This window comes from Paenibacillus sp. FSL H8-0282 (assembly GCF_037963825.1).
Taxonomy (GTDB): domain Bacteria; phylum Bacillota; class Bacilli; order Paenibacillales; family Paenibacillaceae; genus Paenibacillus_AQ; species Paenibacillus_AQ odorifer.
Genome location: NZ_CP150146.1, coordinates 5,025,609 through 5,042,756, shown reverse-complemented (window position 1 = coordinate 5,042,756; position 17,148 = coordinate 5,025,609). Strand labels below are relative to the sequence as shown.

Here is a 17,148-nt window from a genome sequence, read left to right as displayed (position 1 = left end):
AGAAAGAAATTAGCAGCCAAGAATGTAAAAGGGGGTAAGCACAATAGCACAGATAATGAATACCCAGCTCAAATGGAGTGAGAAAGCCAACGTTAAAAAAAGCAGAAAGAATCCTTGGAAAAAGGAAATCAAAAAAAATTGGCCATTGTATGTTTTATGTATCCCAGCTTTGGTATTCGTTCTAATTTTTGCCTACGGTCCTATGGTCGGATTAGTGATGGCCTTTCAGGATTACAAGCCCTGGCTTGGAATTACAGGTTCAACTTGGATTGGTTGGGATAACTTCGCAAGAATCTTCCAATATAAAGAGGCAACACAATCCATTATCAACACCCTCATTATTGCTGTAATCAAAATTATAGTCGGAATTATTGTTCCTATCTTTATGGCGATTCTGCTAAGCGAGATTAGAAACATGGGGATTAAAAAGAGTATTCAAACCTTGGTCTATTTACCGCATTTCCTCTCTTGGGTAACCGTTGCCGGAATCATGATTGATATCTTAGGTCTGGATGGGGGCATAAATCATTTTCTTACGAATTTCCTCGGACTGAAACCGATTTTCTTTCTGGGCGATCCTACGCTGTTCAGACCGACGATCATCATCAGTGATTTATGGAAAAACTTCGGATTTGGCATGATTGTCTACTTAGCGGTGATTACAGGGATCGATCCTTCTTATTATGAGGCAGCTGAGATCGACGGCGCGTCACGCCGCCAACAAATAAGACATGTTACCTTACCGAGTATGATGCCGATGATCATCGTAATTGCAACGTTAAGCCTTGGAAATATCCTGGATGCAGGATTTGATCAAATCTTTAACTTATACAATCCACTCGTATATAGTACGGGGGATATCATCGATACTTATGTTTACCGGTCATCCTTATTGAATGGCCAATACGGTTTTGGTACTGCTGTTGGATTATTTAAATCCGGCATCAGCTTCATATTAATCGTAATTTCCTATCGAATTGCTTACAAGGTAGCTAACTATAAAATATTTTAAGCCGAAGTTGTTAAGCTTACAAAACTGTTAGGAGGAATGGGAGTGTATTATAAATCCAAGGGATATAGGATATTTTCGATTTTCAATCATATCCTCCTGATTCTAGTAGCCTTATCGTGTTTATTGCCTATGCTTCATTTGCTAGCACAATCATTTAGTAGTAAGACAGCGGTAAATGGGAATTTGGTATCCTTTTGGCCGGTGGACTTTAATATCGAAGCCTATGTGAAAACTTTTAAAAACACGAATTTTACAGGCTCCATGAGAATCTCAGTGGTCCGGACGGTACTGGGGACGTTAATCAGCATGTTCATTATTACAACGGCGGGGTATGCCTTGTCCAAAGATTTCCGTGGGCGTAATGCTTTAATGTGGATTTTTATATTCACGATGTTGTTTTCCGGTGGATTGATTCCTTCTTATATATTGGTTACGAAACTTGGGCTCAAGGACACGATCTGGTCGCTCGTGCTTCCCGGTGCCTTCGGAGCTTATAATTTGATTCTGATTATGAATTTCTTTAAAACAATCCCTAAGGCGCTTGAAGAGGCGGCATTTATCGATGGGGCTTCGTTCTTCGTCATTTTCCGGAAAATCTATCTTCCGCTTTCCCTTCCCGGTCTGGCAACCGTTGGATTGTTTATCATGGTGGGGAGCTGGAACGCATGGTTTGATGGGATTTTGTATATGTCGAATACAACGGACTATCCGTTAGCTTCATTCTTACAGACTGTAGTGGTGCAAGGTTCAGCGCAGAGTATGGCACTTAGTCAATCAGAAGCAGCCGCGTTGTCAGAACAGAGTATCAAAGCTGCGCAAATTTTTATTAGCACACTGCCCATTATCCTTGTGTACCCTTTTCTACAGAAGTATTTTGTCAAAGGCATCGTTCTGGGTGCTGTAAAAGAATAACGTGACCAACACATAAAACTTTAATTCAAAGGAGCTTATTGATGAAAAAAACAGGGGCCTTAATAACGACTACTGTATTGATGGCAGGATTGCTAGCGGGCTGCGGCTCAAACGGTAAAGAATCTACTGCGGCAGAAGCGGTTCTCAAAGACGGCAAATACGTTCCTCCTATTACTATCAACATCGCCAAGCAACAAGATGAGAATGCCGGTAAATATATCAACGGGGAGAGCTTAAATGATAATGTGTTGACCCGCTGGGGTGTCGAGAATCTAGGGATTAACATCCAAACTACTCTTTTGGGCGGTGATGCCTCCCAATATAATACGAAACTTCGTTTAGCGCTCACTGGTTCCGAGAAGCTTCCGGATGTTTTGCCAGTGTATGACACCTCATTAGAAAATGATCTGATTCAATCTGGACTTGTAAAAGATATTGCGGAAGACATTAACAAATATATGCCTGAGCGTCTGAAAGAAATATATAAACAATATCCAACAACGTTCAACCCGGTTATCCAGGACGGCAAGGTTTATGGGATGGCGATCTCGCCCAATCTCACTGAAGGTGAAGTCATGCTTATCCGTCAAGATTGGTTAGATAAATTAAATTTAAAAGCGCCAACAAATATAGATGAATTTGAACAGGTAATCGCTGCTTTTACGAATGATGATCCGGATGGTAACGGAAAAAATGATACTTATGGATTTGATTTCTCGGGAAAAGATTCTTACAACACGGGCTGGGTAAGCGACTCTGTAATGATTTTTAGTGCTTATACAGGGAAGAGTCTCCCCGGCCAATGGTATAACGACAATGGAAAACTCACTTACGGTTCCGTCGCTGATGGGACAAAAGATGCGTTAGCTAAACTTCGCGATTGGTACTCCAAAGGGTATTTAAATAAGGAGTTGGCTACACAGGGTGCATGGGATGCACTGGCGGATTTCACTGAAGGTAAAGCAGGGATTATTATTGGCCGTCCTTGGCTGTACGGCAGTGTTAAAGATGTGGAAACTAACGTAAAAGGGGCTAAAATCAAAGCTTACCCAACAATTAACGGTGTAAGTGGGGATCGAACCTACCAATCCGGTCAACAGAACGATGGTGTCTTTATGTTTAATAAAGACTTTAACAATATGGAAGCTTTCTTCTTGTATTATGACAAGCTTTACGATGCAGCATTTGGTACCGGAGATTTCAAATATGGTTATGCTCAGGGATATGATTATGACATCGTTGGCGATGAAGTGGTATTCGATTCCAAGAAATTCAATACGCCTTTGGATGCCGCTCAAGGTGTAGGGAAAATGGCTTTTACCAAAAATACACCAAGTGTGGATGGCCCAGGTAAATCTTTTTATGATCTTTCCAAAGGTGCAAAAGCTGAGAATGGGGTCTTGATCAGATCGGCATCAAATGATGAAACAGCCAAAGAGGGATATGTGATTTCCTATGAGAATAGAGAGTCACTGCTTCCAAATGCATTTAACGGTCCACCTACCAAGACCATGCAGACAACTTGGGAGCAACTGAATACGATGGAAAAGGAAACCTTCACCAAAATTATTTACAGTAAAGAGCCGCTAACTGCGTACGATGACTTCGTGAAGCAATGGCATGACAAAGGCGGTACGAAAATTTCCGAAGAAATCAACGAATGGTATAACAATGCTAGCAAGGTGGATGTGATGTCTCAGATGGGATTGAAATAAGTTCGCAAGAACAGCAGGTTCAGTTAAGGTCATCCTTGGCCGGACCTGCTTTTTTGTCTAAAAATCTGATCCTCTGGAGGTTAATCATGGACGAAAATGCGAGTACAGTCACCCTACTAAATAGCGCTCCACTTCTGGATATGAGCGGAAATCCTGTACATGCACATGGTGGACATATGCTCTATACGGATGGATATTATTACTGGTTTGGTGAGAACCGGATGGATCGGCGGAGAGTGAGCTGCTACCGATCTGTGGATCTAGTGAATTGGGAATGGCGCAATGATGTGCTCACACTCGATTCACCGGTACAGCCGATTTATCATCGCACCACATTAGAGCTTGAACCCTTGGACAGGGAGGGGCGCCCAACGGGTGCGGTAATTGAGCGCCCAAAAGTACTCTACAACAAACTTACAGGGAGATTTGTTATGTGGATGCATTGGGAAAATGGACGCGACTACTCTGATGCGCGCTGCGCGATCGCTGATTGCGGGACGGTAGATGGGGATTATGTTTACCGGGGCAGCTTTAATCCGATAGGTAACATGTCTCGGGACTGCACCTTGTTCCAGGATGACGATGGGACGGCATATTTTATCTCCGCGGCAAGGGAAAATGCTGATCTTATTATGTATCGTCTGTCACCTGATTACCTCAGCATAGAAGAACAGGTCAAGACCTTGTGGCCCGGACAAGCGCGTGAAGCACCTGTATTAATGAAACGTCAGGGTGTATACTTCCTCATCTCGTCCGCCTGTACGGGCTGGTTGCCTAACCAAGGAACCTATGCCTGGTCCGAGGAATTATTTGGTCGTTGGTCACCCTTGCTGCCTTTGGGCGACATCACTACATACGACAGCCAGCCTGCTTTTATAGTTCCTATTGTAGGAACAGACAATGACCAGTGCTCTTACCTGTATGTTGGGGATCGCTGGGACCCTGCGGATTATTATGCCTCTTCCTATGTATTTCTGCCGCTCAGCTTTCCTTCTGACCGGGAAATGAAGCTTGACTGGGCAGAGCGAACGGTGATTGACCTAAGGAAGGGAATCGTAGCTGTGGAATGCGGCTCTGGTAGTGGTCTGTTCAGATTGAAAAGCTTAGGAATGGGGCTTTATCTGGCGGCGGGAAATCAATCCATTGAACATGAGGAGACCCTGAACGTCGAAGTCCGGACGCTTTCGTATGAAGATCAGCAGCAGAGATGGACGGTTGAATACGGGGAGAAGGGTAGGGTGAGAATTCGAAACAGTGAAAAGGCCTTATCTATTGGCCTGTTGAATTCCTTGCTGCTGGAGCCTATTCGTGACAACGAAGATCAGTTTATATGGTTGCTTACAGAGACAGAAGCAGGTTCACTGACTATTGGGAGCAATGACGGAAGAGTTCTTACCGTAGCAGGAGAACAGCGTGGGGGCTGGGGTTGTGTGTTTCTTGAATCCAAACGCTGCCATGATCCCCGTATAGGTGCAGACCCGCAGCTTTTTCAACTGATTTCAGTAAGGTAAACAGTTTAGAGAAAAGAGGTATACCGATGAGTTTATCTGTCTCCTTCCCTATGGAATGGTTTAAAAGTGACCCCCATACACAACTTACTGCGACTTCCTCTGAGACGTTTCAGTTCATCACTACACCAGAAGGTGGTGGATTTGAGCTTCAGTCAGGGCATCTGGAATCCGCCGCTTGGTGCGATTATGGTTTCGTTAATGCGGAGGTTTACCATGAAAGCCGTGACGTTCTGGTGCTGTTATTCAGTTTTTATGATCGGGATCATCGCGTCATTACTTATCATGTAGGAATTTTACCCGGTGTGCGCACGAAAATTTGTTTACCCTTGATTCATTTAAATGGTGAGAAGCTGTTCCTTCCCCGTTATCCGGGTGTGATGCAGACAGTACTGAGGGGAGATGCAGGCATCGATCGCAAACATATCACCCGATTCTCTATCGCTACTCTCCCTTCAACAACAAGTAGAGCTGTGCAAATTAGTGGCTTGGCTCTAAGTCTAACTGAGCCCGTCTTTGAGTATGAACAGCAACCATATATAGATGATCTGGGCCAATTAAAGGGAAGGGATTGGCCAGGGAAAACGGTTGATGCAGAAGCGATGACGGATCGGCTGCGCACAGAGCGGAAACTTGCGGAACATGCTGATCACAATGGAGGTGACCTCAGCAGGTACGGAGGTTGGAAGGCGCTGAGATTCGCGGCAACTGGATATTTCCGCACGGAGTTTGACGGCAGCCGCTGGTGGTTCGTTGATCCAGAGGGTTATGCCCTGTTCAGTACGGGGATGGACTGTGTGGGTCCAGCTTGTTCTATGCATGTAACTGGCATGGAACACTTGATACCCTCATTGCCGGAGCGGGAAGGAATCTATCAAGAAGCTTGGTCACAGGATGGTGAGGAATTCAGCTTCGAGATTGCTAATCTGATCACTGCTTTTGGGGCGGAGTGGCGCTCTAACTGGGTGGCTATGACGGATTTTCGCTTACAACAATGGGGATTCAACACCATCGGTAACTGGTCCAATGATAGATTTATCAACGAATCCCAGCTTCCGTATGTTTATCCTCTAGTGGACTTTCCTATGACGGAGCAAACTATTTTCCGGGATTTCCCGGATGTGTTTAGCCCGGAGTATGAGCGGAATGCCGGGAGCTTTGCGGAGCAGCTTCTTCCATTAAGGGAAGACCAGAGAATGGTCGGTTATTTCATGCGTAATGAGCCGCATTGGGCATTCGTGGATGGGTTGAATTTGACCGGGCAGATGCTGAAATCTCCGGTCCGTTATGCCAGTAAGAAGGAATTCATTCGCTGGCTTGCAGAAAAGTACAAAACAGTGGAACGATTAAACATGGCGTGGGATAGCGTTTTTGAAGAATTCGAGGATTTATACGATGTATCGAATGTGAATGTAACCGGGGATAATCTCACTTCTGCCCGAGAAGTGGATTATAACCAGTTTAACCGGATCATGATTCGACGGTATGTAGAAGTGCCAGCCCGTCTTTGCAAGCAGACGGATCCGAATCATCTGAATTTGGGAATGCGTTATGCCTGGGTTGGCAGTGATGAGGTGCTGGAGGGCTGCGAATGGTTTGATGTATTCTCTATGAACTGCTATCAGTTCAGTCCTGACAAGGACCAGATCGCCCAGATCAGCGGACGACTGAACAAACCAGTCATGATTGGGGAATATCATTTTGGTGCGGCTGAAGGCGGCATGTTGGCTTATGGGATCCGTGCGGTGGCAACCCAGAAGGAGCGCGGTGAGGCTTACCGTTATTATGTGGAGCAGGGGGCAGCCATCCCGCAGCTCATCGGAGTTCATTATTTTCAATGGAATGATCAGCCTGTGCTCGGACGTTATGACGGAGAAAACTATCAAATCGGTGTAGTGGATGTCTGCAACCGTCCATATGAACCTTTCGTGCAAGCAGCGAGAAAGGCCCATGACCAGATGTATCAGGTGCGGACGGGTATGACAGCGCCCTATAATATTGTGCCAATGGAGATTCCGAAAACGGGATTCTGATTGCAAATCTTTACAACAAAAAGGCCCCCAGCCAATGGGGGGCCTTTTTTGTCCTCTCCTCTGCAATGTAGCCTCTTTACAAGCCAAGGCCGGAGGAGGGGAGTGAATCATCACGGGAATAGCGCTTGCGGTATTCGCCCGGAGTTATTCCGGCACAACGTTTGAACATACGGATGAAGGAATTTACGTTCTGATAACCGACCTGAAGCGCGATATCCTGAATCCGCAGTTCCAGATTCATTAGCAGCTCTTTGGCCCGCTCAATCCGCAGATTGTTCAGATATTCACTGAAGTTGATGTTTGTTTTCTCTTTAAAAATGCTGGACAGGTAACCTGGAGTTAAATTTAACTTGTCTGCTACTAGGTTGAGGTTGATGTCCTCGCCGTAATGTTTGTCTAAGTAATCCAGCACAAAGCTGATAATGGGGTCGCGCGACTCCGAGCGGCTACTGATGACCACGAGCACAGGACGAACCAGATCACGCAGCCATTCCTTGTATTGATCCATTGAGTGGAAAGCGTTAAATGGCTCTAGTCGGGGTGGTAAGAGACGCTCCGCTTCCGCTTGGGACAGATTCAGCCTCGTCACCGTTTTGCTCGTCTGTTCCGCTGCTCCCAAGGCAAATGCCCGAAAATCCGCCGCCGCCGCGTCCTTGTGCTGCAGCTGCTCCAGCTGACGATCCAACCAAGCGAATACAGCCTCCTCATTGGCAGACTGCAGCAGATTGTGCAGCTCCTCTCCGTGTGTCACCTTTAAATGAAAGGATTTGGCGGATGAGGCTCTAGGTTCTACGATAATTTGTGTTTCCCCGTTCAATCTACGCTCATTTAACAACATCGATAGATTATTGTAGGCATCGGTAAATGAGGTTTCGCCTGAATATACCGGACTTACAGCAATAGTCAGATATAAGGATGTCTCCGAATCCAGCAGCTCCTTAAGGGTATCAAGAGCCTGCAGAAAACTGCTCTGCGGTCCGGGATTGAACAGGAGCAGCATGAGCTGATCATGTTCCGGCTGGAGTGCGACGCTTTCGCTTTCACCACCAGTGATCAAGTTTTGAACCAGCTTCCATAACATCAGTGTGTGTTTTTCCAATTCGTCCGGCAAGGTTTTGAAGCTGACCTTGAACAGAATGGAGGCATAGGGCTGTTCGGATTGCCTTACATCTTCAAGCTCCGCGAGGCTTTTACTCAGCGGGATATTTTTCACTTTATGAGTATAGGCATATTGGCGCACCAGTGAGTTCTTATGATCAAGATCGGTCTGGATGAAGCGGTTACTCTCCAAAATGGAGCTCAGGCGTTCGCCGATAATGGCGAATTCCTTCACACTGCTCAATTTTTCAGGCCGGCTGCCTGCCTTACGGTCCAAGGCGGCAATCAGGCGCTGGAGCGGTTGGTTAAGCCGGTGGCTGAAGATTAGGGATGAGAGAACACTGATCAGTACTGCGGCAGAGAGTAATACAGCCAGCAATAGCTGCATCCCCCGCATTTCCGCAGCAATAGCCGCCACCTGGGTCACTCGGATATAGGTGAATCCAGTCTGTTTACCTTTTTCATAGAAGTAATATTGGTCTCCGACCCGCTCATGGGCATTGCCACTTTCCGGAAGCTGGCTTGTTTGCAGTTTACCCTCTGATGTAGAGAACAATAGATTCTTCTGCGCATCCAGGATATAGAACGGGGTATTGCCGGCATCTCCGTAGGCGGCCTGCATCAGCTGCGGATTCAGCATGACAATGCCGTACACTTCCTCATAAGGAATCGCTTTGACCAGCACTGGCATTAACCTTCCGAGCGTACGGGTGGAATGTATGGTTTTCTCGGTAAAGGTTACGGCGGGCATGACTTTTAAAAATTGATTGTCCATCGTTTGCCGGCTCCAGTACTCCGGAGGGTATTCTGCACTGAAGTAGTATTTACCGAACATATCTGCGGCGCTGCTTAGGCCCTCCCTCTCCAGTACATAATTTTCCTTTTTAAAATAGAGAATGAAATTTTCGATATGCAGAAAAGGATTAGCATACAGCGTTGAGAGATCCGATATCACTTCTGCCGGGATATCATATCGACGGTTCTCTTTCAGGTGGCTTAGAATGCCCAGATTGGCAGTCCATGAATCGGATTGGGTGAGGGCAAGAATGATGTTCTGGGTCAACCGGAAATGATTTTCGTAGCCTTCGACCGTTTGTGCGAGGCCAAGCTCATTTTGCCGGATCATCTCCTTATAGATTTTGCCGCTTAAATACAGATGGGAGAACAGATTAAATGATGCCAAAATCAAGATGACACTGAGGAAGCTTAGCATCAGCTTAACGAACAGGGCATTCAGCGCAAATTTGCCTGTAACGGATCCCTTCATATGTATCCCCCTTTGGATGCACCCGTAAAAGAATTGGATTAATTCTATCATAGCGGCAAAAAGCTAACACCAACAATATGCAATTTTGCTGATTTGTACGCTATTCTATGGAAATCCGCAGTTAAGGCGAAATGTTATATAACATGTAGATAGCGCTTTCCAAAGAAATGCAGCTATAATTCGGAGACAAATCCCGGAAAAAAGGGGGAAGTAATCTGACATCTATATGAGTTATGATCATTTTAACAAGAGGAGACATGCATATGGCTCAAGCTAGCGTAGTGCAGGACAAAATGCGAAAGAAAGTGCACCGGCGACCCCAACGACCTCAACGCCACAAAGCGGGAATCCTTCGAACTTGGAATAAAAACAAGGCGCTCTGGCTGCTGTTCCTGCCGTGCCTGTTGTATTATTTGATCTTCCGCTATGCACCGATGTTTGGATTAGTTATCACTTTCAAGGATTACAATCTTTTTAAAGGGATTTGGGCCAGTGATTGGGTGGGACTCAAATATTACAGGATGTTTATAGAGAATCCCGATTTTTGGCCGCTGATGCAAAACACTTTTCTGCTTGGTTTATATAAGCTGTTTTTTGGCTTCCCGGCACCCATTCTACTGGCGATTCTGCTTAATGAGGTGCGCAAGGCTGCTTTCAAACGAGTTGTGCAGACCGTAAGTTATCTTCCACATTTTATCTCAAATGTCATTGTTGCCAGTATGGTGATCATGTTTTTATCCCCAACCGGAGGGCTGATTAATAATCTGCTTGGTGCCATAGGGATTGGACCGATCAATTTCATGAACGATCCTGGATTGTTCCGCGGTATTTATGTCCTGTCGGAGATCTGGCAGCATATCGGCTGGGAGACCATTATCTACTTGGCCGCGTTGACCGCTATCGACCCGCAGCTGTATGAAGCCGCTGATATGGACGGAGCCAGCCGCATGCGTAAAATATGGCATGTCACCTTGCCCGGCATTTCACCCGCCATCGTGATCACCTTGATTCTTAATATCGGTAAAGTGCTCGAGATTGGCTTCGAGAAGGTGTTCCTGATGCAGAACCCGGCGATCTACGACACAGCGGATATTATCAGTACTTATGTCTATAGGGTGGGTATGGTGCAGGGGAACTTCAGCTATGGCGCTTCTATTGATCTTTTTATGGGCGTGATTAGCTTGATCTTCATCTATACAGCAAATTACATCAGCCGTCGTGTAAGCGAGACAAGTTTATGGTAGAAAAGAGGTGTGGTGATGAGATCACCCCGTTTATCCTGGTTTAATGTCGTGAGCACTTTTATCCTTCTCGTGGTTGTGGTGGTCACGCTTTATCCGTTCCTGCATATGCTCGCTGTCTCTCTCAGTAGTGATGTGCATGTCATGAAGAATACCGTTTCTTTTTGGCCTAAGGGATTTAACCTGAATATGTATAAGCTTGTACTCGGAGATTCGCAAATCTGGGTGGCTTACAAAAATACACTCATTTACACCGTGCTTGGCACCCTTATCTCGCTGGTGGTCACCTCCACGGGTGCCTATGCACTCTCACGCAGTGATATGGCGCTGCGCAAGAGCTTCACCCTGTTGATTGTGGTGACGATGTTTTTCAGCGGAGGAATGATTCCCACGTTCCTCGTGGTTCGCTCCCTGGATATGGTCGATACCGTATGGGGCATGGTGCTGCCGGGTGCGGTTAGCACTTGGAATCTGATTCTGATGCGGACCTTTTTCTCCGGCATTCCTAAAGAGCTGGAGGAGTCTGGCCGCATCGACGGACTGAATGATATCGGCATATTTATCCGTATTATTGTTCCGCTTTCCAAAGCTTCCTTCGCCACCATAGCGCTCTTTTACGCGGTTGGCATGTGGAATAACTTTATTTACCCGCTGCTCTACCTGCGCTCACCGGATTTGTTCCCGCTGCAAGTACTGCTGCGCAATCTGGTGCTGGCTGGCAGTGCTAGCTCAGGGGATGTTACTAGCATTGGAGGTGACAACATGGTGATAGAAGAATCGCTGAAGTACGCGACGATTATGGTCTCGACGCTTCCGATTCTGATTGTGTATCCATTTGTGCAGAAGTACTTCGTTAAGGGGGCCATGATTGGCGCGGTTAAAGGCTGAGGCGGGTGGAACCGTCACAAATTCAGAATAAGGGAGAGATCGTAATGAATAAATGGAAATCTGTACTGCTGCCACTGATGATTGCAGCAACCGTAGTAACTGGCTGCAGCGGAGGGGGCAATGACACCTCGCCGCAGAGTAATACTCAGGGCAGCAGTACCGCTTCACCTGCTGATTCGTCCAAAACGGAAAAAACCTTCACTGCGCTCTTAGACAACAATGCTACGTTCCCTTATTCGAAAAGCTGGCCTATTTGGAGCTGGCTGAAGGAGAAAACCGGTGTCACACTCGAGGTACAGACCCCTTCCGGAAAGCTTGAAGAGAGCTTGAACCTGGCGATTGCCTCGAAGGCAATGCCGGATCTGATGTATATGCCTAACCGCAAAGAATCGAATAAATTCGGGCAACAGGGTGCGTTGGTGGATTTGATGGAGTATATGGACAAAATGCCGAATCTGACCGCCTGGGTAAAGCAGTATCCACAGGAAGCGAAGGCTGCACTGTCTGCTGATGGCAAAATGTATATGTTCCCGAATCAGGGCTTTGGCGAGACGAACCGCATGATCTGGTTATACCGTAAAGACATTTTTGACAAAGAAGGAATCCAGGCACCAGCCACATATGAGGAGCTGCATACAGCTCTAAAAACCTTGAAGGCGAAATATCCGGACAGCTATCCGCTTTCGATCCGCTACGGACAAATTCCCGATGAAATGAATGCCAATATGACAGTGAATTACGGGACGGGTGAAGGGGCTTATTATGATTTTGATAAAAAAGAGTGGCTTTTTGGACCCACGGAAGATAGTTACAAGGAAATGGTGGGTATGTGGAAAATATTTTATGACGAAGGGCTGATTCCGCCCGACTTTCTATCTCTGCAAACTAAGCAATGGCAGGACATGGTGTCCACGGGCAAATCGTTTGTGACCATTGATTACATCAGCCGGATCGATTTTTTTAACAATGCGATGCAGCAGGAAAATCCGGAGTTCAACATGCAGTTCATGGCTCCTCCAGCGGGCATTGCCGGCGGCAAGCAACTGAACCCGTATTTTCATTATATGGAAGGTGGCCTAACCGTGGCTTCAACCTCGAAGAACATCGATGATGTGATGAGTTATATGGACTTTTTCTATTCCGAAGAGGGACGTACGCTCAGCAGCTGGGGCGTGGAGGGTGAGACATATGTGAAGGAAGGCGACACGATCAAGTTCAAACCAGAGTACAACGATGTGATCGAAATGCGGAAACAGACAGGACTTCAGACTAGCGGAACGTACACCTGGATCGACTTTGGTGCACATCTGTCGTTGTTCTCAGACAATTTGAAGTACGCCTTTGAAGAAGCGACGAAATATGATCCGTCCATGATGCAGCCACGGCCTGCATTTACGGAGAAAGAGAATGAAATTATTGCGATTACCGGCCAGGCGATCCAAAAACACCGCGATGAAAGCTTTGCCAAGTTTGTTACCGGCTCCCGAAAGCTGGCCGACTGGGACAAATATGTGGAGGAGATGAACAATCTCGGCGTGGATAAGCTGCTGGCTACTTATAGGGAAGCTTACGACCGTGTTCAGAACATTCAGTTAAACGGGAATTAATCTGTCTGGTGCCAAGGACAATAGTTGCCCGGAAAGGATGAGCGGGATGAATGACATCATTAAGCCTTTAGAGACACACAGAGTAGAGCAGATGTCCGTTCAGGTTTACGAAGATCGTAACCTGATGGGCGCTGCGGCGGCATCGCAGGTCGCGCAGAAAATTAGAGCTTTGCTTCAAGATTCTGCGCGTCAGGTCCGAATTGTGTTTGCTGCCGCACCTTCGCAAAATGAACTGTACGAGGAGCTGGTTCGGGAGCAGGGGATGGATTGGTCCCGGGTCAATGCTTTTCATATGGATGAATACATCGGCCTTGCGGCTTCGGCTCCCCAGCGGTTCGGCCGTTTTTTGACAGATCGTCTATACAGTCGGGTTAACCCTGGCCGGGTAGAACTGCTGGATGGTCTCGCCGCTGATGTGGTGCAGGAATGCCAGAGATATTCGGCTTTGTTGAGCGAGGCGCCTATTGATATCGTTTGCCTCGGGATCGGGGAAAACGGGCATATCGCGTTTAATGATCCGCCAGTCGCTAATTTTACCGACCCGCAGCTGGTCAAAGCGGTCGAACTGGAGGAAGCCTGCCGCCGCCAGCAGGTGAATGACGGTTGTTTTACCTCGCTGGACGAGGTGCCAACCCATGCGCTGACGCTTACGGTACCAGCCTTGCTAGCTGGCCGTCACCTGTACGGAATTGTACCGGGAGTGTCCAAACGCAAGGCTTTACACGCGGCACTTCATGATTCGATCAGCACGGCATGTCCAGCTACTATTCTGCGCACCCATCCGGAGATCACGATGTTCACGGATCGGGCTGCCTTCGGCCTATGAACGCGCCAATTAAGGGAAAGCACTATAAAACTGGGCTGCCGGTTGAGGTTAGTGTCGAGCAGGGACGAATCACTTCGGTCACCGAACTTGCGGAGAGTCCAGCCAGGGCCGATTGGCCCTGGCTGGCACCCGGGTTGGTGGATCTGCAAGTGAACGGAGGCTGGGGACTGGATCTCAACACGCTGCCTTTACAGCCTGCCACGGTATTGGAACTGTCCCGACTTTTGCTAGGAAACGGGGTAACCAGCTATTGTCCAACTCTGATTACTAATGGCAAAGAAGCGCTGGCTCAAGCGGTCTCCGCCATTGCGGAAGCCGCTTCGCTGTATCCGGAAGATGCTGGGGGGATTGTAGGAATTCATTTGGAAGGCCCCTTTCTGTCACCAGAAGAGGGTCCGCGCGGCGCCCATCCAAGGGAACATATTGGCCCGCCGGATTGGGATAGGTTATGCCGCTGGCAAGAAGCGGCTGAAGGGCTTATCCGTATCCTCACCGTCTCCCCGGAATGGCCAAACGCCGCTGCATTTATCGCCCGGTGCAGTGAATCAGGCATCCTTGTTTCCATAGGGCATACAGCAGCTTCCCCCGAGCAGATTAGGGAGGCGGTTGCCGCAGGAGCGGTGATGTCTACGCATCTCGGCAATGGCACACATCTGACGCTGCCCCGTCATCCCAACTATTTGTGGGAGCAGCTGGCGGCGGATGAACTATACGGCTGTATGATTGCAGATGGCCAACATTTACCACCCGCTCTGTTGAAAGTAATCCTACGGATGAAGCGCAGCCGCACCATCTTGGTCAGCGATGCTGTATCACTGAGCGGAATGCCGCCGGGAACTTATCACCTGCACATTGGTGGGGAAGTTGTATTAACAGCAGAAGGGCGGCTGCATCTGGCTGGCAATCAGCAGCTGCTTGCAGGTTCCGCCATGATGCTTCCAGATCAGGTGGCCTATCTTGCGGAGGCTGGATTAGCCCGGCTGGATGAAGCCTGGGATTGTGCTTCTGCTCATCCGGCTACTTTGCTGGGGCTGGAGCAGGCGGCAGGGCTTAGGGCTGGAGCACCTGCCGATCTCGTGAGCTTCTGCTATGACGACAGGACACTTACCGTGCTGGAATGCTGGAAAAAGGGTCATAGCAAGGCTTGCAGTAATTAATTACAGCAAAGATTAGGAGGAGAACGATGCAGAGCTTGATACCGCAACCGAAGCAGATCCAAGTGAAAGAGGGCGAAGCTTTTCAATTCAGCGAGGATGTAAGCCTGAGCCTCTACATGGAGCAGCATGATCCGAGACTGGTGGTTCATTGCCGCCGCTCGTTTCCGGAGCTGGAATGTACACATGTTATCTCGGGAAAAGGATATTCACTTATTCTTCAGAGTCTCTCGCAGCCAGAAACGAAAGGAGCACAGCCAGATGAAGTGGATCTGAAATTGCTTAACGGCCGGGCGGAAGGGTACAGGCTGGAGGTGTCGGAGCGCCGGGTGGTAATCCGTGCACTGGATGCGCCGGGTCTGTTTTACGGGCTACAAACGTTACTACAACTGCGTAAGTCAGTAGGGGAAGTTCCTGCTGTGTCTATCACGGACTGGCCTGACACTACCTTGCGGGCGATGAACTTTGATCTTCGCCAGACATTTTCCAAGCCAGAGCTGCTGCTATCGTATTTGGCGGATTTTGCCCGGTATAAAACGAATGCGGTTCTGATTGAATACGAAGATAAATTTCCATTTCAAAAATACCCGGAATTCGTGCATCCACAGCATTCGTTAAGCCTCACACAGCTAGAGGAGCTGAAACGCACAGCCCAAGAATATTTTATTCAGATCATTCCGCTGCAGCAGAGTTTTGGACATCTGGAGTATGTACTTCGCCACGACACCTGGCGGCACTTGCGCGAAACGGAGTTATCCCTCGGGGAGATCTGCCCGTCGCATCCGGAATCCTTCGAGCTGATTACCGATCTGTTACAGGAGATGATGGATGCCCATCCGGATTCCCGCTACATCCACCTCGGCTGTGACGAGGTATACAGCTTATGTGAATGCGAACGCTGTAAAACGTTGTTCGGAGGGGTACGGGAGCGGGCGTTTATCGCTTTTTTGAACACTTTGATTGAATATACAGCCAGCCGTGGTAAAAAAGCGATTTTCTGGCATGACATGCTGGACAAATGCCCGCTGGAGGAACTGGCAAAGCTGGATAAGCGGAGTGCGGCGATGATCTGGATATACAACGGACGTAATATTGAAGCTGAGGTTTCTTCTCTTGCGGATAAATTCAGGTCACTAGGCATCGAGGTTATGGGAGCACCGGCGGTTCGCAGTTTTGACTGGGCTGAACATCAGAATTATCCGGTACTATTGAACCGAACGGATAATCTGCTCCAATGGGCGGAGACAGTGGATAAGCTGGACCTCGGTTGCATGGTCGCCACGAACTGGACAGGGCCGTTCAGCCTTGGTGTTCCTTATGGGATCTTTGAGACGACCTGGTATCCGATGCTGCTGCACGCCGATTTGGCCTGGAACCGTAAAGCGGACTCAGCAACATTTATCGATCGATTCATGGAGCAGTTTCATGGCATCGGTCCTAGAACAGGTCACGCTCAGCTCGGGAATTATCAGCTGGAAGATTATTATGATGTTATCTGGAAGCTGTTGGACAAGGTGAAGGATCATAAGGATGAAGCAGAGCTGATTGCCATTATGCATGATTTTGAAGCGGCGACGGACCGTTCGCGGGCGATCCACAAATATGTCTACCGCTGGGAGCTCTATCCGGGAGACGAAGCGGAAAGGCACTCGCTGCTGAACAATTACATGCGAAATCGCCGCGGACGTGAGAACGTTTTGCCTCGCATGAAAGCGGCTTTGGAGCGTTACCAGCCATCCGATATGGCGGAGCATTTTGTGAAATCCCGCTTCTATCTTCACGATTATCTGGAGCGGACATTATACCGTGAGCTGGGGTTTGCTCAGGCTGAATAAGAGTTTTGAAAAGATCGTAGGGCTATCGTGTGAGCGGGTAGCAGTGCGGTCT

Annotated in this window: 12 protein-coding genes; 11 read left to right on the top strand and 1 reads right to left on the bottom strand. The window is 47.9% G+C overall.

Going from position 1 to position 17,148, the window contains the following annotated elements; genetic code table 11:
* Nucleotides 1–55 precede the first annotated feature (55 nt).
* The 5 genes from NST94_RS21910 to NST94_RS21890 all read left to right on the top strand — a co-directional run bounded on the left by NST94_RS21910 (nt 56) and on the right by NST94_RS21890 (nt 7,180).
* Nucleotides 56–1,012 (top strand): ABC transporter permease subunit, encoded by a 957-nt coding sequence (locus tag NST94_RS21910; RefSeq protein ID WP_081382600.1) that lies wholly within the window; start codon nt 56–58, stop codon nt 1,010–1,012.
* A 36-nt stretch (nt 1,013–1,048) separates the two neighbouring features.
* Entirely contained in the window at nt 1,049–1,924 is an 876-nt protein-coding gene (locus tag NST94_RS21905; protein WP_036683169.1) for a carbohydrate ABC transporter permease, read from the top strand.
* Nucleotides 1,925–1,965: 41 nt separating this feature from the next.
* Nucleotides 1,966–3,639, top strand: coding sequence for a hypothetical protein (locus tag NST94_RS21900; protein ID WP_339244414.1), 1,674 nt, complete (start codon nt 1,966–1,968; stop codon nt 3,637–3,639).
* A gap of 86 nt (nt 3,640–3,725) precedes the next feature.
* Entirely contained in the window at nt 3,726–5,150 is a 1,425-nt protein-coding gene (locus NST94_RS21895) for a family 43 glycosylhydrolase (protein WP_339281276.1), read from the top strand.
* A 50-nt stretch (nt 5,151–5,200) separates the two neighbouring features.
* Nucleotides 5,201–7,180, top strand: a complete 1,980-nt coding sequence (locus tag NST94_RS21890) for a beta-galactosidase (protein WP_339281275.1) — start codon at nt 5,201–5,203, stop codon at nt 7,178–7,180.
* 76 nt (nt 7,181–7,256) lie between these two features.
* Here NST94_RS21890 and NST94_RS21885 read toward each other — a convergent pair whose 3' ends face one another.
* On the bottom strand, nt 7,257–9,545 hold the full coding sequence (locus tag NST94_RS21885; RefSeq protein WP_339281274.1) for an AraC family transcriptional regulator: 2,289 nt from the start codon (nt 9,543–9,545) through the stop codon (nt 7,257–7,259).
* Between the two features lie 293 nt (nt 9,546–9,838).
* On the opposite strand from NST94_RS21885, the gene NST94_RS21880 reads away from it, so the two are divergent.
* Genes NST94_RS21880 through NST94_RS21855 form a run of 6 tightly spaced genes read left to right on the top strand, consistent with a single transcriptional unit; the run spans nt 9,839 to nt 17,096 of the window.
* Nucleotides 9,839–10,789, top strand: a complete 951-nt coding sequence (locus tag NST94_RS21880; protein WP_339282155.1) for an ABC transporter permease subunit — start codon at nt 9,839–9,841, stop codon at nt 10,787–10,789.
* A 15-nt stretch (nt 10,790–10,804) separates the two neighbouring features.
* Nucleotides 10,805–11,674 carry a carbohydrate ABC transporter permease gene (locus NST94_RS21875; RefSeq protein ID WP_076147925.1) on the top strand — a complete coding sequence of 290 codons (870 nt, stop codon included), beginning with the start codon at nt 10,805–10,807 and terminating at the stop codon, nt 11,672–11,674.
* A gap of 44 nt (nt 11,675–11,718) precedes the next feature.
* Entirely contained in the window at nt 11,719–13,281 is a 1,563-nt protein-coding gene (locus NST94_RS21870; protein WP_076279230.1) for an extracellular solute-binding protein, read from the top strand.
* A gap of 46 nt (nt 13,282–13,327) precedes the next feature.
* Complete coding sequence (locus NST94_RS21865) at nt 13,328–14,107, top strand: glucosamine-6-phosphate deaminase (protein WP_339281273.1); 780 nt, start codon at nt 13,328–13,330, stop codon at nt 14,105–14,107.
* On the top strand, nt 14,104–15,264 hold the full coding sequence (locus NST94_RS21860) for an amidohydrolase family protein (protein WP_339281272.1): 1,161 nt from the start codon (nt 14,104–14,106) through the stop codon (nt 15,262–15,264). Before NST94_RS21865 ends, NST94_RS21860 begins: the two co-directional genes overlap by 4 nt.
* 26 nt (nt 15,265–15,290) lie before the next feature.
* Entirely contained in the window at nt 15,291–17,096 is a 1,806-nt protein-coding gene (locus NST94_RS21855) for a DUF4838 domain-containing protein (RefSeq protein WP_339281271.1), read from the top strand.
* Nucleotides 17,097–17,148: the final 52 nt, after the last annotated feature.

Coding starts and splice junctions, on each gene's coding strand:
- NST94_RS21910 (WP_081382600.1), top strand. CDS start 56: ATGAATACCCAGCTCAAATGGAGTGAGAAAGCCAACGTTAAAAAAAGC.
- NST94_RS21905 (WP_036683169.1), top strand. CDS start 1,049: ATGGGAGTGTATTATAAATCCAAGGGATATAGGATATTTTCGATTTTC.
- NST94_RS21900 (WP_339244414.1), top strand. CDS start 1,966: ATGAAAAAAACAGGGGCCTTAATAACGACTACTGTATTGATGGCAGGA.
- NST94_RS21895 (WP_339281276.1), top strand. CDS start 3,726: ATGGACGAAAATGCGAGTACAGTCACCCTACTAAATAGCGCTCCACTT.
- NST94_RS21890 (WP_339281275.1), top strand. CDS start 5,201: ATGGAATGGTTTAAAAGTGACCCCCATACACAACTTACTGCGACTTCC.
- NST94_RS21885 (WP_339281274.1), bottom strand. CDS start 9,545: ATGAAGGGATCCGTTACAGGCAAATTTGCGCTGAATGCCCTGTTCGTT.
- NST94_RS21880 (WP_339282155.1), top strand. CDS start 9,839: ATGCGAAAGAAAGTGCACCGGCGACCCCAACGACCTCAACGCCACAAA.
- NST94_RS21875 (WP_076147925.1), top strand. CDS start 10,805: ATGAGATCACCCCGTTTATCCTGGTTTAATGTCGTGAGCACTTTTATC.
- NST94_RS21870 (WP_076279230.1), top strand. CDS start 11,719: ATGAATAAATGGAAATCTGTACTGCTGCCACTGATGATTGCAGCAACC.
- NST94_RS21865 (WP_339281273.1), top strand. CDS start 13,328: ATGAATGACATCATTAAGCCTTTAGAGACACACAGAGTAGAGCAGATG.
- NST94_RS21860 (WP_339281272.1), top strand. CDS start 14,104: ATGAACGCGCCAATTAAGGGAAAGCACTATAAAACTGGGCTGCCGGTT.
- NST94_RS21855 (WP_339281271.1), top strand. CDS start 15,291: ATGCAGAGCTTGATACCGCAACCGAAGCAGATCCAAGTGAAAGAGGGC.